The organism is Butyrivibrio fibrisolvens (assembly GCF_037113525.1).
Taxonomy (GTDB): domain Bacteria; phylum Bacillota; class Clostridia; order Lachnospirales; family Lachnospiraceae; genus Butyrivibrio; species Butyrivibrio fibrisolvens.
In genome coordinates this window covers 867,620-890,370 of record NZ_CP146963.1, presented here as the reverse complement: position 1 = coordinate 890,370, position 22,751 = coordinate 867,620, and the positions used below count along the sequence as shown (strand labels likewise).

At 40.9% G+C, this 22,751-nt stretch carries 22 protein-coding genes; 5 read left to right on the top strand and 17 right to left on the bottom strand.

All coding sequences use genetic code 11. The features are described from left to right. The first annotated feature begins 164 nt into the window (after positions 1 to 164). The 4 genes from nadA to WAA20_RS03555 are packed head-to-tail and all read left to right on the top strand — an operon-like array spanning position 165 to position 4,034. On the top strand, positions 165 to 1,097 hold the full coding sequence (nadA, locus tag WAA20_RS03570) for a quinolinate synthase NadA (protein ID WP_073389696.1): 933 nt from the start codon (positions 165 to 167) through the stop codon (positions 1,095 to 1,097). Between the two features lie 10 nt (positions 1,098 to 1,107). Then, positions 1,108 to 2,655: an L-aspartate oxidase gene (locus WAA20_RS03565; RefSeq protein WP_073389698.1), complete on the top strand. Its 1,548-nt coding sequence runs from the start codon at positions 1,108 to 1,110 to the stop codon at positions 2,653 to 2,655. Next, complete coding sequence (gene nadC / locus WAA20_RS03560; protein WP_073389699.1) at positions 2,567 to 3,454, top strand: carboxylating nicotinate-nucleotide diphosphorylase; 888 nt, start codon at positions 2,567 to 2,569, stop codon at positions 3,452 to 3,454. The genes WAA20_RS03565 and nadC overlap by 89 nt, the downstream gene beginning before the upstream one ends. 19 nt (positions 3,455 to 3,473) lie before the next feature. Continuing rightward, the gene (locus tag WAA20_RS03555; protein WP_073389701.1) at positions 3,474 to 4,034 is read left to right on the top strand and encodes a transcription repressor NadR; all 561 of its coding nucleotides are present in this window, start codon (positions 3,474 to 3,476) and stop codon (positions 4,032 to 4,034) included. 217 nt (positions 4,035 to 4,251) lie between these two features. Here WAA20_RS03555 and WAA20_RS03550 read toward each other — a convergent pair whose 3' ends face one another. The 9 genes from WAA20_RS03550 to WAA20_RS03510 all read right to left on the bottom strand — a co-directional run bounded on the left by WAA20_RS03550 (position 4,252) and on the right by WAA20_RS03510 (position 14,416). Further along, a complete protein-coding gene (locus WAA20_RS03550; RefSeq protein WP_073389702.1) occupies positions 4,252 to 5,307 on the bottom strand; it encodes an electron transfer flavoprotein subunit alpha/FixB family protein in 1,056 nt (351 codons plus the stop codon). A gap of 75 nt (positions 5,308 to 5,382) precedes the next feature. Then, the gene (locus WAA20_RS03545; protein ID WP_073389704.1) at positions 5,383 to 6,174 is read right to left on the bottom strand and encodes an electron transfer flavoprotein subunit beta/FixA family protein; all 792 of its coding nucleotides are present in this window, start codon (positions 6,172 to 6,174) and stop codon (positions 5,383 to 5,385) included. Between the two features lie 58 nt (positions 6,175 to 6,232). Further along, on the bottom strand, positions 6,233 to 7,393 hold the full coding sequence (locus WAA20_RS03540) for an acyl-CoA dehydrogenase (RefSeq protein ID WP_073389705.1): 1,161 nt from the start codon (positions 7,391 to 7,393) through the stop codon (positions 6,233 to 6,235). A 138-nt stretch (positions 7,394 to 7,531) separates the two neighbouring features. After that, the gene (locus WAA20_RS03535; protein WP_027216843.1) at positions 7,532 to 8,410 is read right to left on the bottom strand and encodes a 3-hydroxyacyl-CoA dehydrogenase NAD-binding domain-containing protein; all 879 of its coding nucleotides are present in this window, start codon (positions 8,408 to 8,410) and stop codon (positions 7,532 to 7,534) included. Positions 8,411 to 8,532: 122 nt separating this feature from the next. Continuing rightward, positions 8,533 to 9,327 (bottom strand): enoyl-CoA hydratase-related protein, encoded by a 795-nt coding sequence (locus WAA20_RS03530; protein ID WP_073389707.1) that lies wholly within the window; start codon positions 9,325 to 9,327, stop codon positions 8,533 to 8,535. Between the two features lie 80 nt (positions 9,328 to 9,407). Next, entirely contained in the window at positions 9,408 to 10,610 is a 1,203-nt protein-coding gene (locus WAA20_RS03525) for an acetyl-CoA C-acetyltransferase (protein ID WP_073389708.1), read from the bottom strand. A gap of 624 nt (positions 10,611 to 11,234) precedes the next feature. Then, complete coding sequence (gene raiA / locus WAA20_RS03520) at positions 11,235 to 11,765, bottom strand: ribosome-associated translation inhibitor RaiA (protein ID WP_073389710.1); 531 nt, start codon at positions 11,763 to 11,765, stop codon at positions 11,235 to 11,237. 174 nt (positions 11,766 to 11,939) lie between these two features. Beyond that, positions 11,940 to 13,226 (bottom strand): C40 family peptidase, encoded by a 1,287-nt coding sequence (locus WAA20_RS03515; protein ID WP_242951223.1) that lies wholly within the window; start codon positions 13,224 to 13,226, stop codon positions 11,940 to 11,942. 254 nt (positions 13,227 to 13,480) lie between these two features. Then, positions 13,481 to 14,416 carry an FAD-dependent oxidoreductase gene (locus WAA20_RS03510; RefSeq protein ID WP_073389711.1) on the bottom strand — a complete coding sequence of 312 codons (936 nt, stop codon included), beginning with the start codon at positions 14,414 to 14,416 and terminating at the stop codon, positions 13,481 to 13,483. 270 nt (positions 14,417 to 14,686) lie between these two features. On the opposite strand from WAA20_RS03510, the gene WAA20_RS03505 reads away from it, so the two are divergent. Then, the gene (locus tag WAA20_RS03505) at positions 14,687 to 15,409 is read left to right on the top strand and encodes an SDR family NAD(P)-dependent oxidoreductase (protein WP_073389713.1); all 723 of its coding nucleotides are present in this window, start codon (positions 14,687 to 14,689) and stop codon (positions 15,407 to 15,409) included. Here WAA20_RS03505 and WAA20_RS03500 read toward each other — a convergent pair. The 8 genes from WAA20_RS03500 to WAA20_RS03465 all read right to left on the bottom strand — a co-directional run bounded on the left by WAA20_RS03500 (position 15,406) and on the right by WAA20_RS03465 (position 22,630). Beyond that, positions 15,406 to 15,762 carry a response regulator gene (locus tag WAA20_RS03500; RefSeq protein WP_073389714.1) on the bottom strand — a complete coding sequence of 119 codons (357 nt, stop codon included), beginning with the start codon at positions 15,760 to 15,762 and terminating at the stop codon, positions 15,406 to 15,408. The two genes, WAA20_RS03505 and WAA20_RS03500, sit on opposite strands and share 4 nt — an antisense overlap. A gap of 31 nt (positions 15,763 to 15,793) precedes the next feature. After that, on the bottom strand, positions 15,794 to 16,681 hold the full coding sequence (locus WAA20_RS03495; protein ID WP_073389716.1) for a hypothetical protein: 888 nt from the start codon (positions 16,679 to 16,681) through the stop codon (positions 15,794 to 15,796). 45 nt (positions 16,682 to 16,726) lie between these two features. Then, complete coding sequence (locus tag WAA20_RS03490) at positions 16,727 to 18,100, bottom strand: SseB family protein (RefSeq protein ID WP_073389717.1); 1,374 nt, start codon at positions 18,098 to 18,100, stop codon at positions 16,727 to 16,729. A gap of 78 nt (positions 18,101 to 18,178) precedes the next feature. Further along, a complete protein-coding gene (locus tag WAA20_RS03485; protein WP_073389719.1) occupies positions 18,179 to 19,474 on the bottom strand; it encodes a M18 family aminopeptidase in 1,296 nt (431 codons plus the stop codon). A gap of 282 nt (positions 19,475 to 19,756) precedes the next feature. Next, positions 19,757 to 20,728, bottom strand: a complete 972-nt coding sequence (locus WAA20_RS03480; protein WP_073389720.1) for a serine O-acetyltransferase — start codon at positions 20,726 to 20,728, stop codon at positions 19,757 to 19,759. 279 nt (positions 20,729 to 21,007) lie between these two features. Then, entirely contained in the window at positions 21,008 to 21,712 is a 705-nt protein-coding gene (locus WAA20_RS03475) for a hypothetical protein (RefSeq protein ID WP_073389722.1), read from the bottom strand. Positions 21,713 to 21,939: 227 nt separating this feature from the next. After that, positions 21,940 to 22,407 (bottom strand): hypothetical protein, encoded by a 468-nt coding sequence (locus WAA20_RS03470; RefSeq protein WP_073389723.1) that lies wholly within the window; start codon positions 22,405 to 22,407, stop codon positions 21,940 to 21,942. Between the two features lie 10 nt (positions 22,408 to 22,417). Further along, positions 22,418 to 22,630, bottom strand: coding sequence for a hypothetical protein (locus WAA20_RS03465; RefSeq protein WP_073389725.1), 213 nt, complete (start codon positions 22,628 to 22,630; stop codon positions 22,418 to 22,420). Positions 22,631 to 22,751: the final 121 nt, after the last annotated feature.

The following is a 22,751-nucleotide window of genomic DNA, read 5'->3' as shown; positions in this document are numbered from 1 at the left end:
TCAGGTGTAAAATATTATTTTTACATATGTCTTGACTTATTTTACAGGTAGTAGTATCATCACTCAAAAGATAAAAAATTTCAAACTAGTAAAACTAATTTGGCAATCACTATTCAACCAATCATAGGTTTTCACGTATATGTGAAGACCATCAGGAGGAGTTTATGGATACAATATCTCAGGAAATAAGGGCACTGGCTAAGGAAAAAGATGCTGTAATTCTCGCCCACTACTATGTTGACGGCGCTGTACAGGATGTTGCTGATTATGTTGGCGACTCATTCTACCTTGCAAAGGTTGCAAAATCTGATCCGCACAAGACTATAGTTTTCTGCGGCGTTACATTTATGGGACAGTCTGCTAACATCTTAAGCCCTGACAAAACAGTACTTATGCCTGATCTTGGCGCTGTATGTCCTATGGCTCTTATGGTAGATGCGGACAAGATCAAACAGATGCGCGAAGAATATGAAGATCTTGCTGTTGTCTGCTATATCAATTCTATGGCTGAGATCAAAGCTCTTTCAGATGTGTGTGTTACAAGTTCAAACGCACTTAAGATCGTAAGATCTCTTCCTAACAAGAATATCTTTTTTATCCCGGATGGAAATCTCGGACGTTTCGTTAAGGAAGAGTGCCCTGATAAGAACGTTATCTTAAATCCAGGCTACTGCCATGTTCACACTTCTATCACGGCCAAAGATGTTGAGATCGCATTTAGAGAGCATGAAAACGCTGAAATCCTGGTTCATCCTGAATGTACTCAGGAAGTGTGCGAGCTTGCAGACTTTACAGGCTCAACCAAAGAGATCATCGAATATGCTGCAGCTTCAAATGCAGAAGAGTTCATCGTCTGCACTGAGTCAGGAGTTCTTCACGAACTTAAGAAAAAAGCTCCCGGCAAGAATTTCTACTTCATTGGTGCTAAGCAGGTATGCCCTAACATGAAGAAAGTTACTTTGGAAAAAGTACGTAACTGTCTGTTGAACGGTACAGGCTCTATCACAGTATCTGATGAGCTTAGAGAAGCTGCTGACAAGCCACTTGAAAGAATGCTTGAGCTGGGTAATGCTAAGGAGGCTCCTGTCCTTGTATAGGAGGAAAATTATGAATAGCGCAAATAGTCTAAAAACTGATGTTGTTATAGTCGGAAGCGGCGTTGCTGGCCTATATGCTGCAATGAACCTTCCTAAAAGCCTTAATATCACGTTAATATCTAAGGGCGACGTCACAGAGTGTGATTCATACCTTGCCCAGGGCGGCATATGTATGCTCAGGGATGAAGACGACTATGATTCCTATTTTAAAGACACAATGAAGGCAGGTCACTATGAAAATGATCCTGATTCTGTAGACCAGATGATCAGACAGTCTCAAAGTGTCATAGAGGATCTTATAGCTATTGGAACAGACTTTGAGAGAAATCCAGATGGAAGCCTTGATTTTACAAGGGAAGGGGCTCATTCTAACAAAAGGATCCTCTTCCACGAGGATATAACAGGTCAGGAGATCACATCAAAACTTCTTGATGCTGTACGAAAGCTTCCTAACGTTAAGATCTATGATCATGTTACAATGATCGATCTTATCACAAAGAAAAATGGTAAGCTCCATGATTCAAGCTGCCACGGCGTAGTATGTACAGTGCCTTCTGACAGTAAATTAGGGCAAGAATACGGCATGGCTGACACTGACATGGGCGAAAAGATAATATATATAGAAAGCTTTTATACCATCCTTGCCTGCGGCGGTATCGGAGGTCTGTTTGAACATAGTACAAACTACCCTCTTCTTACAGGCGATGCTCTTGCCATATGCCTTAAGCACGGCATAAAGCTTGAAAACCCTGATTATATTCAGATCCATCCGACTACTTTGTATACAGATCATACTTCTGAATACGTAGAACATTTTGATGGAAGTAAGACCAAAAGAAATACAGTAAATGTGCTGAGCGATCGCTCTTTTCTCATATCAGAGTCTGTAAGAGGCGAGGGCGGAATCCTTTTAAATAAAAAAGGCGAGCGCTTTACTGACGAGCTTCAGCCAAGAGATATCGTAAGCGGTGCAATATTTGAAGTTATGGAAGATGAAGGCACTAAACATGTATGGCTTTCGATGGAACATATTCCGGAGGATGAAATCAGAAATCACTTCAAGCATATATATGAACATTGCCTAGAAGAAGGATACGACCCAACCAAAGAGCCTATTCCCGTTGTGCCTGCCCAGCACTATTTTATGGGCGGTATAAAAGTTGACCTCAACGGTCAAACTTCTATGAGACACCTTTTTGCTGCAGGTGAAACCTGCTGTAACGGCGTTCATGGAAAGAACAGACTAGCCAGCAACTCTCTTTTGGAAAGTCTTGTATGGGCTAAGAAAGCCGCATTACTTATAGGCAAAAAATACGATATGCGTATCGTAAAAACTTCTGACACGGCTACAGATCAGCCTTCAGATATAAATATGACACCAGTGTCACCCGAATGGACTAATACTATGACTCTTGGAGTCAATAATAAAAAGCTTGTTTTAGCTGAAATTGAAAGGATGAAAAAATATCATGAGCATCATAAACCAAAGCAGTACAGCACACCTTGCACCAGTAACAATGAGACTTCAGGCAGACGACCTGATCCTGTCAGCGCTTAAAGAGGATATCACTTCTGAAGATGTATCAACAAACGCGGTTATGCCTGAGAGTGTTCCGGGTACAGTTGATCTTATAGCAAAGCAGGACGGTGTTATTGCCGGCCTTTCTGTATACGAAAGAGTATTCACACTCCTTGATCCTGATACTAAGGCAAGCTTTTCTGTCAAAGACGGAGATCACGTTACAAGTGGTCAGAAGATCGGAACTGTTGAGGGTGATATCCGAGTACTTCTTTCCGGAGAACGTGTTGCTCTTAACTATCTGCAGCGTATGAGCGGAATTGCAACCTATACTGCAAATGTAGTAGAATTGCTTAAGGGATCAAAGATCAAGCTTCTCGATACCCGTAAGACTACCCCTAACATGAGAATATTCGAAAAGTACGCTGTTACAGTTGGCGGCGGTCATAACCACAGATATAACTTATCTGATGGTGTACTGCTTAAGGATAACCATATCGGTGCAGCAGGAAGCGTAACAAAGGCTATAGAGATGGCCAGAGACTATGCTCCTTTTGTCAGAAAGATCGAAGTTGAAGTTGAGAACCTTGATATGGTCAAAGAAGCTGTCGAAGCAGGTGCTGATATCATCATGCTCGACAATATGTCTCATGAAGATATGGAGACCGCTATGAAGATCATAGACGGCAAAGCCGAGGTCGAAGTATCCGGTAATGTTACAAAAGAAAATATTAAAAAGCTTGCAGATCTTGGAGTAGATTACATTTCAAGTGGTGCACTTACACATTCATCACCTATCCTTGATCTTTCCATGAAAAATCTGCATCCTGTAGACTAAGTTGAGATAGAGGAAAAATATGCGATTATCAGGTGAAGAAAGAAGAAATAACATACTTGAGATTCTGGCTGCTGCTTCCGAACCTATATCCGGAAGTAAGCTATCCAAAGAGCTTGGCGTAAGCAGACAGGTTATCGTAACTGACATAGCTCTTATCAAAGCTACTCATCCTGATCTTGTCGCTACTAACTCCGGCTATATCCTAATGCACGCTTCTAACACAAGACGTGTATACAAGGTAAGACATACCAATGAACAGATTGAGGATGAGCTTTCTGCGATCGTAGATCTTGGAGGAAGTGTCCAAAACGTATATGTTGAACATAAGGTTTATGGTACTATCACAGCTCCACTGCAGATAAGTTCAAAACGTGATATCCAGAACTACCTTCGTGACATGCGTAGCGGCGTCTCCTCTCCTCTTTCTACCATTACAGACGGATACCACTATCATCTTATTGAGGCTCGTTCTGAGGCTATTCTGGACGAGATAGAAGAAGCGCTTGATAAGAAAGGGTATCTTATTGAAACACAGAAGGCTCCGGTAATATATGAGCCTAAATATTATTCTAATATTTAAAGTCTATAAAGTAATGCTTAGGCAGTATGAGCTGTTTAAGCATTATTTTTTTAATTTCTTTTTTAATTTCTTTTTTATATTTCTGATTTTTTCTTATTAGTTTTTATTTAAAAATATCTTTTCAGATTATAAAAAAGAAAGCTTCCCACTATTTAGCGGAAAGCTCTCTTAATAAACTTTTTTATAAATCTTTTAGCTTGGCTATACTAATCAGGAATTAAGCCTGTGTCTTAGCTGCCTGAGCGTCTTTGATCTGCTTTGTAAGTTCAGGAACGATCTTGTTAAGGTCTCCTACTACGCCGTAGTCTGCTACGTCGAAGATAGGTGCGTTCTCGTCCTTGTTGATAGCAATGATGATATCAGACTCTTCCATACCTGCTACGTGCTGGATGGCACCTGAAATACCGATTGCGAAGTAAACGTGAGGACGAACTGTCTGACCAGTCTGACCAACCTGAAGTTCCTTTGGCTTCCAGCCGTTATCTACAACTGCACGTGAGCAGGAAACTGTTCCGCCAAGTGCCTCTGCAAGATCTTCAAGAATCTGGAAGTTCTCTGGGCTGCCTACGCCACGTCCGCCAGATACAAGAATCTTAGCGTCAGCGATGTTAGCAACGTTAGCCTTCTCCTTAACGATCTTAAGGATCTCTGTGTAGCAGTTGTTCTCTTCGAATCCAGGATTGAATTTAACAATTTCTGCCTTAGCTCCCTTGTTAGGAGCGATCTTCTGCATAACGCCAGGACGAACTGTAGCCATCTGAGGACGGAAGTTCGGGCAAGCGATTGTAGCGATTGTGTTTCCACCGAATGCAGGACGAGTCATAAGAAGCTGCTGATGCTTCTGCTCCTGTCCAGGCATAGGGTTAAGAGGGAAATCACCAATCTCAAGCTGTGTACAGTCAGCTGTAAGACCTGTGTGTACACGTGATGATACACGAGGACCAAGGTCACGGCCGATTGCTGTAGCTCCAACGAGGAGGATTTCAGGCTTGAACTCATTGATTACTGATGCAAGAGCGTGTGTATAAGGCTCTGTTCTGTAATCCTTAAGTGCAGGATCATCTACAACGATGACTCTGTCTGCACCGTACTCAGCAAGCTTATCAGTAAGACCTTCAACGTTCTCACCAAGAAGTACTGCTGTTACTTTCTTTTCATCAAGATCTGCTGCGAGATCTTTTGCCTTGCCCAGAAGTTCGAGAGCTATGTTGCTGAGCTCATTATCAACCTGCTGAGCGAAGATAAATACACCCTTATATTCTTCTAAAGACATGTTCTTTCTCCTTTTATACTAAATAATTCACATCTTGGGTAGCGATAGCTTTTATGCTCCGCCACGTACGGATTCTTAGATTACGTGCTTCTCATCAAGCTTGCCAAGGATGTACTTAACTGCTTCATCAGCGCTGTCAGGAGTAACCTTCTCACCAGCACCCTTCTTAACCTTATCTGAAGCCTTGGCAATCTGTGTAGGAGAACCCTTAAGACCGATGTTCTCGTCTGCTACATCCTTAAGATCAGCTCTGCCCCATACAGTAACTTCTGTATCGAATGCATCGAAGATTCCACCAGGAGTCATGTATCTAGGCTCACCGAGCTCTGAAAGAGCTGTAATGAGAACAGGCATCTTAGCCTTTACCATGTGGTAACGGTCCTCGAACTGTCTCTTAACTGTAACTGATTTCTCTTTCTCATCAACTGAAATTTCTTCAGCGTATGAGATAACCGGGATTCCAAGGTGCTCAGAAATCTGAGGACCAACCTGAGCTGTATCACCATCGATAGCCTGACGACCTGTGATAACGATATCATACTCAAGGTTACGGATTGCTCCGGCAATTGTTGAAGATGTTGCCCATGTATCTGCGCCGCCGAGTACTCTGTCTGTAACGAGGATTGCTTTATCAGCACCCATAGCAAGAGCTTCACGAAGAACTGCATCAGCCTTAGGAAGACCCATTGTTACAACTGTTACTTCAGCACCATACTGATCTTTAAGCTTAAGAGCTGCTTCAAGACCTGCTTTATCATCAGGATTCATGATAGCAAGCATTGCGCCTCTATCAAGAGTTCCATCTGGTTTGAATTTAACGCCGCCCTTTGTATCAGGGACCTGCTTAACACAAACTACTACTTTCATGTTTTTCTCCTTATATTTGCAGAATCTGAACTAAATAGTTCATTTTATATATACATTTTTATGCAAGTAAGCTTCCTGAGATAACCATACGCTGAACTTCTGATGTTCCTTCGTAGATCTCAGTAATCTTAGCGTCACGCATCATACGCTCAACTTCGTACTCTCTGATGTAACCATATCCACCAAGGAGCTGTACGCACTTTGTTGTAACGTCCATAGCTGTCTCAGCAGCGAAAAGCTTAGCTTTAGCAGCTTCTACAGAATATCTGTCCTGAGTTCTCTTAGCTTCTGCAGCTTTGTATACAAGGAGCTGTGCAGCTTCTACTTCTGTTGCAAGGTTAGCAAGCTGGAACTGTGTATTCTGGAACTGAGCGATTGAACGACCGAACTGCTTTCTCTCTTTTACATAAGCGATTGTTCTCTCAAGAGCGCCTTCTGCAAGACCAAGAGCCTGAGCAGCGATACCGATACGTCCACCATCAAGAGTGTGCATAGCGATAGGGAAGCCCTTTCCACGAGCACCAAGCTGGTTCTCAGCAGGAATTACGCAATCCTGGAAGATAAGCTCATATGTAGCTGATCCTCTGATACCCATCTTGTGTTCCTTAGTTCCGAATGTGAAACCAGGTGTATCCTTCTCAACGATGAATGCAGTAAACTTCTTCTGCTTTCTACCCTTCTTGTCTTCAACGATATCTGTGTAAGCGATGATGATATAAACATCAGCTTCCTTACCGTTTGTGATGAAGCACTTAGAACCGTTAAGTGTCCAAGTCTTTCCGTCCTCTGAAAGAACAGCCTTGGTCTGAACACCCTGAGCGTCTGTACCAGCGCCAGGCTCTGTAAGACCGAAAGCACCAAGCTTCTTACCTGAAGCAAGGTCCGGAACGTACTTCTGCTTCTGCTCTTCTGTACCATATGTAAGAATTGGATCTACGCAAAGAGATGTGTGTGCAGATACAATAACAGATGTTGTACCGCAAACTTTAGCGAGCTCTTCTACGCACATAACGTATGTAAGAGGATCGCATCCCTGTCCGCCATATTCCTTCGGTACCGGAATTCCTAAGAATCCGCTCTTTCCCATCTTAGTAACTGTCTCGCGTGGGAAAACTTCTGTCTCGTCTGTCTCAATTGCGAGAGGCTTTACTTCTTTTTCAGCAAATTCTCTAAAAAGAGATCTTGCCATTTCATGCTTCTGATCCAGCTGAAAATCCATGTTTTTTCTCCTTTAGTTCTATTGTGACGGCATAGCCGTCAGTTTATTCTATCAACACAGGCTTAAAGAAATCACAGACTTCTTTAACCCGTAACTCCCGGGATAGATTAACCCATCCCGGGAAGCTGATTAGCAATATTAAAGCTTGTCAACAGGAGTCTTTGTTCTGTCTTCGTTGTACTTGTAGAAACCGATTCCTGACTTAACGCCAAGGTGACCTGCACGAACCATCTTACGAAGGAGTCCGCATGCACGATACTTGGAATCCTTAGTCTCATTGTAAAGTACATCCATGATAGCAAGAACGATATCAAGACCTACATAGTCACCCAGTTCAAGGGGTCCCATAGGATGGTTACATCCAAGCTTCATAGCTGTATCGATGCCTTCGATATCAGAAATTCCTTCTGAATATACGAAGATACCTTCGTTGATAAGTGGAATAAGAATACGGTTAACAACGAATCCAGGAGCCTCGTTAACCTGTACAGGTGTCTTACCAAGAGTCTTGGAGATCTCGATAACCTTCTCTGTTGTCTCCTTAGGTGTGTTAGCGCCTGAGATAACCTCGATGAGCTTCATAACAGGAGCTGGGTTGAAGAAGTGCATTCCGATGATAGGAGTCTTAAGACCTGCACCGATCTCTGTGATTGAAAGAGATGATGTGTTTGAAGCATAGATACAATCAGGATTCTTAACGATGTTCTCCTGAAGTTCCTTGAAGCAAGCTTTCTTGATATCCATAACTTCAAGTGCAGCCTCAACTACGAGATCAGGATCTGTAGCGATTGTGTTAAGACCTGTCTTAACCTTTGCTACGATTGCATCAGCAGCTTCCTGAGTCATCTTTTCCTTCTTAACAAGACGTCCAAGATTCTTCTCGATCTTGCTCTTACCGCCATCAGCGAACTCCTGCTTGATATCGCAAAGATAAACTGTCTCAACAGCGTCACACTGTGCGAATGCCTGTGCAATACCAGAACCCATTGTTCCTGCACCAATTACAGCTACTTTCATTGTAAATCCTCCTTAGATATATTTTATCTATTATTTTCCGTTAAATGATATATGTCTATTTAATCCCCGATTATTTGACTGTAATACTCACCTTGTAATGAATATCACATCAAAGATCGATATTAAGCATTCTTGAAATCTACGTGCTTAACCTTCTTAGGATCATCTTTCTTACGAAGGAAGTTAGCCATTCCTTCTACCTGATCTTCTGACTCGAAGCATGAACCAAAGAGCTTTTCTTCGATTACAAGTGCGCTGTCGATATCAGTCTGAAGACCATCGTTGATAGCTTTCTTACAAGCACGAACAGCTATAGGAGCGTTACCAGCGATTGTTGTTGCAAGCTTCTCAGCTGCAGGAAGAAGCTCTTCCTGAGTGTATACAGCGTTTACAAGGCCGATACGAAGTGCTTCGTCAGCTTTGATATTACGAGCTGTGTAGATAAGCTGTTTAGCCATACCAACACCAACTGTTCTTGCAAGTCTCTGTGTTCCGCCGAATCCAGGAGTAATTCCAAGACCAACTTCAGGCTGACCGAACATAGCGTTGTCTGAGCAGATACGGATATCGCAGCTCATAGAGATCTCACATCCGCCGCCAAGTGCAAAGCCGTTAACAGCTGCAATTACAGGGATAGGAAGTGTCTCAAGCTTACGGAATACATCGTTACCCTTCTTACCAAAAGCTTCACCTTCAGCCTTTGTAAGTGTTGACATCTCTCCAATATCAGCACCAGCTACAAAAGACTTATCTCCAGCACCGGTAAGAACGAGTGCTCTAACTGTATTAAGATCAACGTTATCGAGAACTTCATTAAGCTCATCGAGAACTGCTGAGTTAAGAGCATTAAGTGCTTCCGGACGGTTGATAGTTACAACAGCGATCTTATCTTTCTGTTCATATAAAACAAAACTCATTGATTCGTCCTCCAATTATTAGCAGTATTAAGAGGGTGTGGAATGATCTTATATGACCTTCACACCCTCTGAAAGTTTAATTATTCGTACTTCTCAACGATAGTAGCGCATCCCATACCGCCACCGATGCAAAGTGTAGCAAGACCCTTCTTAGCGTCTTTCTTCTGCATCTCGTGAAGAAGTGTAACAAGGATACGAGCACCTGAAGCTCCAACTGGGTGTCCAAGAGCGATAGCACCACCGTTAGGATTGAGCTGCTTGTCTACGTCGATTCCAAGATCCTTACCAACTGCTACAGACTGAGCTGCGAATGCTTCGTTAGCCTCGATGATATCGAACTCAGATACGTTCTCGATACCAGCCTTCTTCATAGCCTTCTGAGTAGCTGCTACAGGACCGATACCCATAACTTCAGGACGAACACCAGCAAGTGCTCCAGCTACGAATGTAGCCATAGGCTTAACGCCGAGCTCCTTAGCCTTCTCTTCAGACATAACTACGAGTGCTGCAGCACCGTCGTTGATACCTGAAGCGTTACCAGCTGTAACGAATCCATCCTTGTTGATAGGACGAAGCTTTGAAAGAGATTCAGGTGTAACACCCTGTCTTGGGCCTTCATCTGTATCGAAGATAACTGTCTCTTTCTTCTTCTTGATCTCTACAGGAACGATCTCATCCTTGAATGCGCCAGCTTCGATTGCTGCACAAGCCTTGTTCTGGCTCTTAGCTGCAAACTCATCGAGCTCTTCACGTGTAAGACCCCACTCTGTGCAGATGTTGTCTGCTGTCTGGATCATATGATAATCATTGAAAGCATCCCAAAGAGCATCCTTAACCATAGTGTCTACAAGACCACCCTGGCTCTGGCTTGGCCACATCATACGATATCCGTAACGGCCATTAGGAAGTGCAAATGGTGCAAGTGACATGTTTTCCATACCACCGGCAACAACGATATCAGCATCTCCAGCCATGATCATCTGAGCTGCCTGGTTAACACAGTTAAGACCTGAACCACATACAACGTTAGTTGTAACTGCAGGTACTTCTACAGGAAGACCAGCCTTGATAGAAGCCTGACGAGCAACGTTCTGTCCCTGTCCTGCCTGAATAACGCATCCCATGTATACGTGATCAACATCTTCAGGTTTAACACCTGCGCGGTTAAGAGCCTCTTTGATAACGATAGCACCTAAATCTACTGCAGGAATTGTGCTAAGAGATCCACCCATTGTTCCGATTGCTGTACGACATGCACCAGCTAAAACTACTTTCTTTGCCATTATTATACCTCCGTTGTGTAATTGAGCCCTTTTGAGAGCTTTTAGTTACATATTTAGTTGTATTGCTTGAAAAAATTGTAGAGCTTTTGGTTGCCATGATTTTATAGATAAAATGGAATTCACCATAACATGACAACGATTGTTAATTTTTTATCACAACAGGTTCATTATACCATATTGTCAAATGAGATTGCAATAATTTTAACAAAGTGTAAGTGTTTACAATTCTAAAAATCATTAAATCTAAAATTATCAGTTTCAGTATATGGAAAACACGCATGAATAAAGCATTCTAAGCATGTGAAATTCAAGACAAAATATATATTTTAACGAAATCCCAAAAGGTATCGAATCATACCTGATCGATCATCAGAATTATATTGTTTTAACAGAAAACTCACCTTTAAAATTATATATCTTTTTATTATTATATCAATGTAATATAGCACGAAATATCATATTGGTTTTTTGGCATATTGCGATATCTAACGCTCTATCAATTAAACTTCTCAATTTCACTTATGAGTACATCTCAGGTAAGATATTTTAATTTATATGATATTAGTTTAAACAAAAAAGGGATGCTCACGCATCCCTTTTTAAAATCATATATTAAGTTCTACTTTAAAGTTCAGGTTCAATAAGACCATATGTATTACCTTTTCTCTTATATACAACATTGGTCTCATCAGTTTCTGCATTAATAAATACGTAGAAGCTGTGTCCTAAGAGCTCCATCTGAACGCATGCATCTTCTGGATACATAGGCTTAAGATCAAATTTCTTAACACGCTCGATTCGGATCTCATCCTCGTCCATATAATCCTGTTCGATGAATTCAGTCTTGAAAGCACTCTTCTCAGCCTGATGCTTGTCAATGATCTTATTCTTGTATTTTTTGAGCTGACGTTCAATGACTTCTTCAACAAGGTCTATAGAAGCGTACATATCGCTACTAACCTGTTCAGAACGGATGATCTTACCTTTGACCGGGATCGTGACTTCGATTTTGTGACGGTCTTTTTCAACATGTAAAGTTACATTTACGTTTGTATCTGGATTGAAATACTTTTCAAGCTTACCAAGCTTCTCTTCAACCGCTGATTTAAGTCCGGGAGTTACATCAATGTTTTTACCTATAATTGTGAATTTCATGGCAGTCACCTCTTTACTTGGAAATAATTGATGATTTCCTTTGATACGTATAGTATAGCATCATTGCTGATAAATATGCAATTAAACAACACCAACATAACGATTGTTCACATTTTGTTCAAATGAAAAAGAAGCTGCCACATAAGTGACAGCTTCCTGTTATTTTTATTAAGATTAGAAGATTCTTCGAACAGCGAGTGGTGTTCTGTAATTAGCGTTAGAAATGATAATACCGGTCTTGGATGTTGAAGCATGTACGATCTGTCCACCGCCAATGTAAATAGCAACGTGTCCTGAGTAACATACGATATCACCAGGCTGTGCATTAGCAAGTCCATCTACTGCTGCACCAACATTTCTATCAGCTGCTGATGAATGTGGCAGACTAACACCGAAATTAGCATATACACTCATTACGAAACCTGAGCAGTCACATCCATTTGTAAGGCTTGTTCCGCCATATACATATGGATTACCAACGAACTGAACAGCAAATGCTGCAACAGCTTCACCGATTGAGCTCTTCTCTGTAGTAAATGACTCAGCAGACTTAACATCTTTTGAAGATGATGACTTTGAAGTATTGGAGCTTGCAGCTGCTCTTGCAGCTTCTTTTGCAGCTTGTTCCTTGGCAAGTCTTGCTTCTTCTTCAGCTTTGGATTCAGCCTGAACGAATTCAGTAGAAAGTCTTACGTAATCCATTGATACGTATCCTTCACCTTCTTCGATCTCGACCTTAACCCAGCCATCAAGTTCTTCTAAAACTACAAGTTCATCATCAATAGGAACAAGTCCAAGTACTTCTGATTCTGTACTGGCTTCCTTACGAACCTTAAGAGTAGTTGTTGTTACTGTAGCGATTCGCTTTCCAACCTTTGGAGCAAGTTCTACTGCAGCCTGACCTGTTACACAATATTCAGCTTTTACATAACCTGTAACAGAACCAGATTTGATCTGATACCATCCGTTCTCTTCTCCAAGGTAAGTACCTACGGAATTGTTATAAAGCTTACCAACTATTTCATCATTCTCACTGGGACCACTTCTTACGTTTACATAATCATGTACCTGAGCAATTACCAGATTTGAGAAAGTCTCTTCTTCATTAGTTGTGGTGGTAGCACCAGTTGCCTCTTCAATATCGCTAAGAACTTCTTCATCTACTCTTGATGAAAGAGGAGTAGTATTTGTAGCTTCCTTAGTAGAGGTCGTTGAAGATCCGGATGAGCTGCTTGATGAAGATCCTGTACTTGAAGAAGCCGAGTCTGCTGAAGAATTAGACTGCTCATCTTCTTGAAGATTTGATACTTCGACCTGATCTGTAGCAAGTTCATATCCTATTCCGGCGGAAGGAAGTACTGATGTTACTGATGATCCAGCCATCGCTTCGATTCCTGCGCCTGTAAATGTTACAGCAGCCGTCAAAACACATACGGCGAACTGCTTACCAACTCTGTTCAATGTTTGACCTCCCTACATTGTTACGAAATTGTTACACCGATATTTAATATACCGCCTACACCTAATTTTGTCAATACTTGTAGCAATTTTAGAATGTAATATTTTACTTTCTCTTAAAATTCCACAAATAATGCGGTTTTATAGCATGTTTTTTATACACTTTTATCAATAAAAAAGATTCAAGTTGTCTGACAACTTGAATCTTTTTTATATAAATTGTCCGAGTTGATTGTGAAACTTACCTTTAATAATTGTTACGATTTCCCAACAAGAAAGTCCTGAACGGCTGTAACTGCATTAGCACCGTCAGCTACAGCTGTAACAATTTGGCGAAGGCGTTTCTTTCTTGCATCGCCGGCTACATAGATTCCAGGATGCGATGTAGCACCAGTTTCCGGTGCTATTATATATCCCTTTTCATCACAATCTACAAGCTCTTTAAACTTATCAGTTTCCGGAGTAATACCAACTGCAACAAAGCATGCATCTGTATTTAAAGAAGTTTCTTCTTTTGTTTTAACATTTTGCACAAGAACAGATTCAACTTTTGAGTTTCCTCTTATCTCTTTTACCACACTGTCCCATACAACTTCCACATTAGGAAGAGAAAGTAATTCATTCTGAAGAGTCTTAGCTGCTCTAAGCTCATCTCTTCTATGTATGAGGTATACCTTACTGCATCCTCTTGCAAGGAAAATGGCATCTTCTACCGCAACATCTCCGCCGCCGACTACAACTGCTGTCTTACTTCTAAAGAAGGCTCCATCACAAGTGGCGCAATATGAAACTCCTACTCCTGTAAGCTCATCTTCGCCGGGAGCACCAAGCTTTGAGTGATTTGCACCTGAAGCAATTATTACGGTATGTGTATCAAAAGATCCGTTATCAGTATTAACTCTGAATACAGGAAGTTTAGTATCGCTTCCCTCTTCGATAACTTCTATGCCTGATACATTGCCTTCAAGAAATGGTGCACCAAGCTTATCAGCATGCTCTCTGAACTTCATTCCCATATCAAAGCCGTTGATACCCGGTAATCCCAGATAATTATCAACTTCATATGTATTAAGGATCTGACCACCTGAAGTGAATTCTTTTTCTATAACAGCCATATTAAGATCTGCTCTTTTTGCATATACTGCAGCAGATAAACCTGCAGGACCACTGCCAATTATAAGTGTATCGTACATTTATTATCCTCCTTATGAATACCGGAATAACATGATGATAGTCATAAAAGCATTTTATAATTCCTTACGACCGTAATCATATTAAATACCTAGTTTAAAGGTACAAGTTTCTTTTATATTGTGTACAATTTAATTGTAATCTTATAATACTCTCTTAGTTTGTCTTTTGTCAATTACTTTGTTAACATAACTTATATATAAGCAAATTATTAGTACTACTAAGTACTGTCACATACTGATCCAAAAACATTTTTATAAGGAGCTGTCAAAATGAACGAATACGTTCTTATAACCGGTGCATCCAGAGGCATTGGAAAAGCTATTGCAAAAAAACTTGCTGAAAATGGTTATAACCTTTATCTTACATGTCTTCATCACGGAGATGAACTTAAGGAATATTGTAAAGAACTATCCCAGACTTACGAAGTCAGCTGCATTCCATTTGTTTGCGACATCGGAGATTATTATGATGTTGCAAAGATGTTTGATCAGATCCCCCTTGTAAACATAGTGATCAATAATGCCGGAATAGCATGGCTTGGTCTCCTTACTGATATGACCCCCGATGAATGGGACAAGGTCATAAGAACAAATCTATCATCTTTGTATAACACTTCAAAGTGTGCTGTGCCTATTATGCTGCGTCTTGGCGGCGGAAGGATCGTCAATATATCTTCTGTATGGGGACAAGTCGGAGCTTCTACAGAGGTTGCTTATTCCGCAAGCAAAGGCGGCGTGAACGGATTTACCAGAGCACTGGCCAAAGAACTTGCGCCTTCTAACATAAGTGTTAATGCCATTTCCTGCGGTGTAATCGATACCGATATGAACAGATCTCACCTGTCAGAAGACGATCTTGAGGTTCTCAAAAATGAAATACCGGCGGGCCGATTGGGCACGCCGGAAGAAGTTGCTGATATGACATTAAAAATAATAACATCCCCCGAATATATGACAGGACAAATAATATCCTTGGATGGTGGCTGGATTTAAGCTAATTCTTTCATTGTTTTTACAATAGCTTCTTCATCAAGGGGCTTAGAAATAAATTCTACAGCTCCTATCTTAAGAGCTTCCATCATCTTCTGCTTCTGTCCGGCTGCGGTTACCATAACCACCTTAGCCTGGGGATCAAATCGCATAATAAGTTTAAGAGAATCTATGCCATCCATAACAGGCATAGTAATATCCATGGTAACAACATCAGGCTTAAGCGTCTGATACATATCATAGCCTTCCTTACCATCTACTGCTTCTCCAAGGACAGTGTGACCATTACGTTCGAGAATATCTCGAAGTACCCTTCTGGATGTTCTGGAATCATCTACTATAAGTACGTTTGCCATGCCATATCCTCCTCACAACTAGGTGTATGCCTCAACCAATTTCTGTTTTTTCCGCATCAGATATATTGATAAAAACATTTGCATTGCTGCAATATACAGGTAGTGAATAAACCACAGAAGCTTTGATGTTAGCAAAATGAGTAATATAAACCGGTGGTTCCAGATCTATCATTTCACTCTCTGTGCTTTCCTGTGTGGCATATATTCCGTTAGTACAATTGATGAGCTCACAAAGCGCATCAAGTGCATCTTCTCTGGTCTCTATAAATTCTTCCTTGGTATAGCTCATAGCCATTTTCTGGAGATCTGAATAGCTTCCCGAGATACAATTACAGATCTTATCTCTGCCTATAGTCTTCTGGTAGCCTACACATTCTCCGGAAACTGACGACTTCTTTTCCAGATTACCGATAATAACGTGCTGATCAACAAGGCGATAGATGTTTTTGACAGCAACTATCAGCATTTTAACTGTTTTCTCGTCTGCATCTTTTGTAAAGATAGGTACTATCCTGGAAATATCATTGCATTTTAGTGCATCAATCTCAGACTCCATAAGTCCATGTTTGGATGCATATTCCTGAGAAAGATTAGATATTTCATCCAGGGACAAAAAGCCGAGATCTACTAAGGCCTGTGAGAAAGCCATAAACGCATTGCCCTGCTCACCTAACAGCCTTGTAACCTGTTCGGGCGTAAGATAACCCATTTCAACCGCAAGGTCTCCAAAGTACTTATCCTTTGACGCCTGAAGGGAATTGATCTGTTCAGCCTGAGGTATGCTCATAAGTTTTTCAGCCACAGCAATAACACCAAGTCTGGCGCGGCTCTGTGCCTGCTTCTCATAAGCCTGTTTAATCTGCTCACCTGTCAGTCTTCCCTGCTCTACAAGATAGTTGCCCAACATACGATCAAACATTTAAACCACCTTTCGTATTAGAAGGTTTACTTGTTAATCCGGATCTTAGTTTTCAGGTGTGATATCAGCGATTTCTTCGCCGTTATCATTATTTTCTGTGGCATTTGTATCTTCAGCTTTTGCTTCAGCTGTATTCTCAGTACGCTTTGGCATCTGGATGATCTTCTGTGCAACGTCCTCTGCACTTGCTCTCTTGATGATATCCTGTGCACTTGCCTCTTTTGCAGGCTTGCCGGTTGCAGTCCTAGCTGCGATGGCCTGTGAAGCTGCTTCAAGTGCCATCATCTTATCCTTTGGAAGCATGATATTTTCTCCCATAGGATTAATAGCAAGACCATCTTTGTCCTGTACGAATCTTAAGATATCGCTGAATTTGAATACAGCACCTTCAAATCCTTCTCTTCCGAACTTCTTGGCAAATTCGATACCATCTGTAAAGATCGGAAGGAACAACTTACCATTATTGGTCTTCATTACAGGGAAACGAAGCTTGGTATCCTTGTTGAACTTGATACGTCCATCATTCATCATCTCAGCAGGACCTTCATGCTGAATAGGAACAATAAAGCGACCAGCTCTTGCAAGAGCAACCATGCGTGCTTCCTTGGTCTGAACAACCTGTGTTCTCTTTTCGTATTTAACAGGCCAGCGAGCCTCTGATAAAAAGTCCAGCATAGCAAGTCTGAGCTGAGGGTTCATTGGAGCCTGTTTCTTGTCATCTGCGAAATTAGGCGGAGCTACGATCTCACTTCTTGAGAATCTTGCTCTGTAACGACCATTATCAATAATGATCCTCTCTATTCCAAGATAGTACAGATAATCGAAGAATCCTCTGTCTGTATTCTCTGCACCTTCAGGAACAGCAGGACACTCCTTTACCATAAGTTTTCTGAACTGCTTGCCATAAGCTTCCACTACCTGCTCTGCAATCTCTTTCTCCAGATAGATATAAGCCATTCCGTTCTCGACAAATGGGAATTTGGTCGCATCGTCATAGAGGCAGTAGATCATCTTGGCATCACGTACACGATTTAAAAGTTCATTGTAAAGAATACGATGATTCTCACTAAAGTTATTAAGCTTACTCTTGGAATTGAAATACTCCTGTGTTGTAAGTACGAACAGCAGTTCCGGAAGAGTCAGGAACTTAAGTGTATCAAGACTGATTCTCTCTTCATAAATGAGTGGTCCGATCTCATCCTTACGTTCCGGAGATACCGGATCTTCGAACTTATCAGGTTCTTCACCTGATGGACGAACTCTGGAGATCGGAACCGGATGAGGCCATTCAAGGCCTTCATGCGCAGCTTTCTGATCTTCCTTATCTTTGAGCGCCTGCTCTTCTTTCAGCTTCTCGGCCTGGGCAGCCGCCTCTTCTTCTTTCTTTTTACTTCCCCCGAATAAATCAAACAAACCCATAAAACTAGTCCTACTTTCATTAAAACTATTTATCTATTAATTATAAATGATTACCTTTAATCTTACAACAGCTCTTGTTTAAGAGATGTGAATATCGATATCAGATTCATAGAATGCCTTAACGCCATCAGCCATATACTTAGGATCCTTAGCACCTGCTGTTTCATAAGGTGAATGCATTGCAAGCTGTGCAAGTCCGATATCTACAGTGTTAAGAGCAACCTGAGTGTTACTGATATTACCAAGAGTAGATCCTCCAGGCATGTCACTTCTGTTAGTGAACATCTGATAAGGAACCTTTGCTTTGTCGAGAACCATGCGAAGCATAGCTTCTGAAGCTCCGTCAGTAGTATACTTTTGGTTTGCATTAAATTTAATTACTATACCCTTGTTCATTTCAGGATGATTAACCGGATCAGCCTTATCCTTGTAATTAGGATGCATTGCATGCGCGTTATCAGCAGAAAGCATGAAGCTCTGTGCAAGTGCTGTATGATACTGCTGTCTTGTACGTCCGCATCCTTCGCATATTCTCTCAAGAGTATCCTTAAGGAATGTAGATGCTGCTCCCTGCTTGGTTCCGCTTCCAACTTCCTCATTATCAAATACACAGTGCATAAGCACATGTGAAGATGATGTAGAATTAAGGAATGCTTCTAATGTTGTATATACACATTCCTGATCATCAAGTCTTGATGAGCTGATATATTCTTTGCCAGCGCCCCAGATAGTAGGTTTAACCCTGTTGTAAAGGAAAAGGTCGCTTCCAAAAATATCACTTTCCTTAACGCCTGCAGCCTTAGCGATCAATTTGTCAAAAGACTTCTTTGAAGATATATCACCATAAATAGGCTGCATATCTTTCTGGGCATTGAACTTATAGCCGTTATTAGCTTCTCTGTTCATATGAATAGCAAGAGAAGGCATCATTAAAAGATCTCTGTCTATGTTAATAAGCTTCATTGAAAGATTATTGTCATCATCCTTGACAAATACTCTTCCAGCAATGGAAAGAGGCCTGTCAAACCATGGGCCGTCAAGCATTCCGCCATAACCTTCAACGTTAAGCTTAACGTACATTCCGCCTTCTTCCATCTCCGGATTAGATTTGATCTTAAATGTCGGAGAATCACTATGGCTTGCTGTCATAAGGAAGCCTTTAAAAGTCTTCTTTGGTATCTGAAAAGAGATGATTGAAGAACCGTTACGAGTAACATAATATTTGCCACCATTTTTGATCTTCCAGTCTTCTGACTCACGAAGCTTAGTATAGCCTTCAGCATCAAGTCTTTCCTCCATATTGGAGATCACATGATAGCATGTAGGAGATGCATCGATAAATTTAAGCATATCCTTAGTAATCTTTTCGAACATTTGTAAAACCTTCTTTCAAGATAAATAATAAATTTTCTATGTCCCTGATTACAGGATGTAATCTGGACATGTTTAGAAATGCATGGAAGCATTTCTATGTCCCTGATACAGGATGTATTGAGTTTCGAAGAAAATTCCCGGATACAGGAGGTATCTCGTACATAGAATTACATCTATGTAATTCTATGTATAGAGTTTCGAAGAAACTCCCAGATACAGGAGGTATCTCGTACATAGAATTACATCTATGTAATTCTATGTATAGAGTTTCGAAGAAACTCATTAGATAACCCAATCGTTACCATATCCGCCGCACCAGCATTCGCCCTGCTTGAATTCTGCAGATGAATACTCTTTACCATCTCCGTCTTTATAGATAAGTTCCTGGTTTCTGATGGTAACTCTTGTATCGGCCGGCACTGATGCAGTAATAAAGCAGTTAGAACCGATCACAGAATCATGTCCTATCGTAGTCTCACCGCCAAGAATTGATGCACCGGAGTATATTGTAACATTATCTTCAACAGTGGGATGACGTCTTTTGCCACGAAGATTCTGACCGCCTCTTGTGGAAAGCGCGCCCAGAGTAACACCCTGATAGATCTTAACGTGTTCACCAATAACTGTTGTCTCACCAACAACGACGCCGGTTCCATGATCGATCATGAAGTACTTACCTATGGTCGCACCGGGGTTAATGTCTATTCCGGTAAGAGAATGAGCATATTCGGTCATCATACGCGGTATGAGTGGCACCCTCAAAAGGTAAAGCTCATGTGCCAGACGATTTACGGTCGTTGCAAGGATACCGGGATAAGAAAGTACGATCTCTTCCTTACCATATGCAGCCGGATCTCCATCAAATGTTGCCTGAACATCAGTATCAACATACTCACGGATCTTGGGAATCCTTTCGCCAAATTCACCCGCAATTCGCTTTGCAGCTTCTTTTCTCAAGCGTTCATCCGTATCGCGGTACTCTTCATTGTATGTAAGAGCAATGGTGATCTGCTTCTCAAGATTGTACATTACATCTTCAATGAGAACCGACATACGGTTTCTGTCATTAAAGCTTCTGTATACCCTGTCTCTGTAATATCCGGGAAAAATAACATTAAGAAGCTTATGGGTGATATCCTCAACCGCTTTGGAATCAGGCTGGCCAAATACATCCATTTTATCAACATCACGCTTCTTGTCATAATCCTGAAGTATGACTTTTATAATGTGATCTATATCATGATTATTGGGCATCAGACTGTGCCTCCCTTATCTTAGTAGTTTGATGCAATCATTTGGATTATATCATAATTCGTATGGTGATAACATGAGTAGGGTATAAGAACTCAAGGTTTTTATAAAACTTTCATACTCCTTATTAGGAGGATTCAATAGGAATTTCTTATAAAACGAAAAGTCGCAGGCAGACTTTCCACCTACGACCTTTTTTGTATTAACTATTTAAAATAGCCCCTTAGCCTACGTATGACTTAAAATGATCTATTGTTTCAGTCAATTGGCTTGATCACGAAATCAGTTCTTCTTGAAAGCACCGATTCCCTTATTTCCATTACTGTTTTTATTTGAAAAAGTTGAAGCAACCTCAATTACAATACCAATTCCTGCAAATAAATACTGTTTTAAAAGAATTTCATAAAAAGCATCAGCATATATATGATTGAAAGAAATCTTTTCACCAGCTTCTACGAATGCTTCAAATACATTATAGCCTGGAATTACTTGTGCAAGCGAAATAGCAAAGCAGAATCTCGCTCCAACATAAACCATAGCTATAGTAACAATTGTACTTATGATTATTCCTTTGGTTGAAAGTCTGCCAGCAAGCTTCTCATACCCTTTGCCAGCACATACAATCATTATGATTCCTGCTATAGCTGCCACATAGTTTAAAAGATGTAACAATGCCATAGCTGCAACTCCTATAAGAGAACCTCCTATAGCACCTACGATACCAAGTGCAACATTCTCTTCTTTCTCCATCTCAGCAGCCATCTTGTCTGTACTCATAGGCTGGCCGTTAAGCATAGGGCCGTGGTTTGCCATGTACTGCTGATTGTTCAGTGCTGTATTGCCCTGGATGCTTCCATTCTGGAAATTGTTATTTTGAAAATTTCCATTAGCGATATTGCCGTTTTGATAATTACCATTCTGAAAATTGCCATTTGGCATATTACCGTTTGAGAAATTACCATTCTGAAAATTGTTATTCTGTTCCATTCCTTCCACCTCTATTTTTTTATAAAGATCAGACTCCTCCAGAGAGTCGCCCGTTATCAAACTATTTTACTGTCTCGTTCGTCTATATTCAATCACGAATGAGACATTATGGCTTTTTTCCTAAAAGTCATACTTTTGGGCAAAAAATAACCAGGTATGCTGCGTCCTTTGCGGCACTGCCTGGTAAGTTCTGTCCTCTTTCAACCCCTCGTCTGCACATAGTAAGGTTATTTGATCAACAATCCTTTACTTATTGCGTGATCGATGAGATGAACCAACTCCATTGCACTCCGAAAATTTCCCCGTTTATTCTCCTCTGCCCAAACAACAACTCCCTGCCATGTGGCATGCTGTCTGAACTTTACCTGGACAATGAATGTTCCGATCTCACCTCTCATCTTTTGCAGACGATCGATTTTTTCCACAAAGCCATCATCCCTGATAATATTAGTCCTGGTTGACTCGTGAGTACGCAAAAAGCTTCGCTCATTCAGCGCTCTCTGCGGGTAATTCCATTCGTCGTAAAGATCGTCCATGTGAATTACCATATCATTGATACCTGTGAATTCAAATGGCTGATCATCATATGGCTCCCAGATCCTTCCACAGAAATCTCCATTCTCACATCTATCAATGCCCACACATATTAAGTTACGTGCAAATAATTTCTGCTCTTTACTCTCCAGTATTTCCATGTAGTTCTCCTTAAGAAACAGATGAGGCTGCACCAACCTCTTCTTTGTCGTTGACAGCGCTGTCCATCATCTTGATGAGCTCAAGAGTACTTCTGAAGACTTCCTTACGTCCACCTTCAGCCCAGGTGACCTTTCCCTGCCAACTACCATTTTCCTGGTGCTGAATTTCTACTATAAAAGTCCCTTTCTTGTCCTTACTGTCATTCAGCTTATGAATGCTCATGAATTTTCTCCCTTTCAGTTTACATTATTATCCCAAGAAATTTTACTATAGATAGGTTACCATTTTTTGCATCATACAAAATATCATATTTTTATTATATTTTGATAATTATTTGATATTT

What these genes read in the sequence shown, in the direction of transcription:
- raiA (WP_073389710.1), bottom strand. Translation starts at nt 11,765, where the DNA reads ATGAAATTCACAATTATAGGTAAAAACATTGATGTAACTCCCGGACTT.
- WAA20_RS03565 (WP_073389698.1), top strand. Translation starts at nt 1,108, where the DNA reads ATGAATAGCGCAAATAGTCTAAAAACTGATGTTGTTATAGTCGGAAGC.
- WAA20_RS03555 (WP_073389701.1), top strand. Translation starts at nt 3,474, where the DNA reads ATGCGATTATCAGGTGAAGAAAGAAGAAATAACATACTTGAGATTCTG.
- WAA20_RS03540 (WP_073389705.1), bottom strand. Translation starts at nt 7,393, where the DNA reads ATGGATTTTCAGCTGGATCAGAAGCATGAAATGGCAAGATCTCTTTTT.
- nadA (WP_073389696.1), top strand. Translation starts at nt 165, where the DNA reads ATGGATACAATATCTCAGGAAATAAGGGCACTGGCTAAGGAAAAAGAT.
- WAA20_RS03470 (WP_073389723.1), bottom strand. Translation starts at nt 22,407, where the DNA reads ATGGAAATACTGGAGAGTAAAGAGCAGAAATTATTTGCACGTAACTTA.
- WAA20_RS03475 (WP_073389722.1), bottom strand. Translation starts at nt 21,712, where the DNA reads ATGGAACAGAATAACAATTTTCAGAATGGTAATTTCTCAAACGGTAAT.
- WAA20_RS03535 (WP_027216843.1), bottom strand. Translation starts at nt 8,410, where the DNA reads ATGAAAGTAGCTGTAATTGGTGCAGGAACAATGGGTTCTGGTATTGCA.
- WAA20_RS03530 (WP_073389707.1), bottom strand. Translation starts at nt 9,327, where the DNA reads ATGAGTTTTGTTTTATATGAACAGAAAGATAAGATCGCTGTTGTAACT.
- WAA20_RS03465 (WP_073389725.1), bottom strand. Translation starts at nt 22,630, where the DNA reads ATGAGCATTCATAAGCTGAATGACAGTAAGGACAAGAAAGGGACTTTT.
- WAA20_RS03480 (WP_073389720.1), bottom strand. Translation starts at nt 20,728, where the DNA reads ATGCCCAATAATCATGATATAGATCACATTATAAAAGTCATACTTCAG.
- WAA20_RS03545 (WP_073389704.1), bottom strand. Translation starts at nt 6,174, where the DNA reads ATGAAAGTAGTAGTTTGTGTTAAGCAGGTCCCTGATACAAAGGGCGGC.
- WAA20_RS03550 (WP_073389702.1), bottom strand. Translation starts at nt 5,307, where the DNA reads ATGTCTTTAGAAGAATATAAGGGTGTATTTATCTTCGCTCAGCAGGTT.
- WAA20_RS03500 (WP_073389714.1), bottom strand. Translation starts at nt 15,762, where the DNA reads ATGGCAAACGTACTTATAGTAGATGATTCCAGAACATCCAGAAGGGTA.
- nadC (WP_073389699.1), top strand. Translation starts at nt 2,567, where the DNA reads ATGAGCATCATAAACCAAAGCAGTACAGCACACCTTGCACCAGTAACA.
- WAA20_RS03490 (WP_073389717.1), bottom strand. Translation starts at nt 18,100, where the DNA reads ATGGGTTTGTTTGATTTATTCGGGGGAAGTAAAAAGAAAGAAGAAGAG.
- WAA20_RS03525 (WP_073389708.1), bottom strand. Translation starts at nt 10,610, where the DNA reads ATGGCAAAGAAAGTAGTTTTAGCTGGTGCATGTCGTACAGCAATCGGA.
- WAA20_RS03495 (WP_073389716.1), bottom strand. Translation starts at nt 16,681, where the DNA reads ATGTTTGATCGTATGTTGGGCAACTATCTTGTAGAGCAGGGAAGACTG.
- WAA20_RS03485 (WP_073389719.1), bottom strand. Translation starts at nt 19,474, where the DNA reads ATGTTCGAAAAGATTACTAAGGATATGCTTAAATTTATCGATGCATCT.
- WAA20_RS03510 (WP_073389711.1), bottom strand. Translation starts at nt 14,416, where the DNA reads ATGTACGATACACTTATAATTGGCAGTGGTCCTGCAGGTTTATCTGCT.
- WAA20_RS03505 (WP_073389713.1), top strand. Translation starts at nt 14,687, where the DNA reads ATGAACGAATACGTTCTTATAACCGGTGCATCCAGAGGCATTGGAAAA.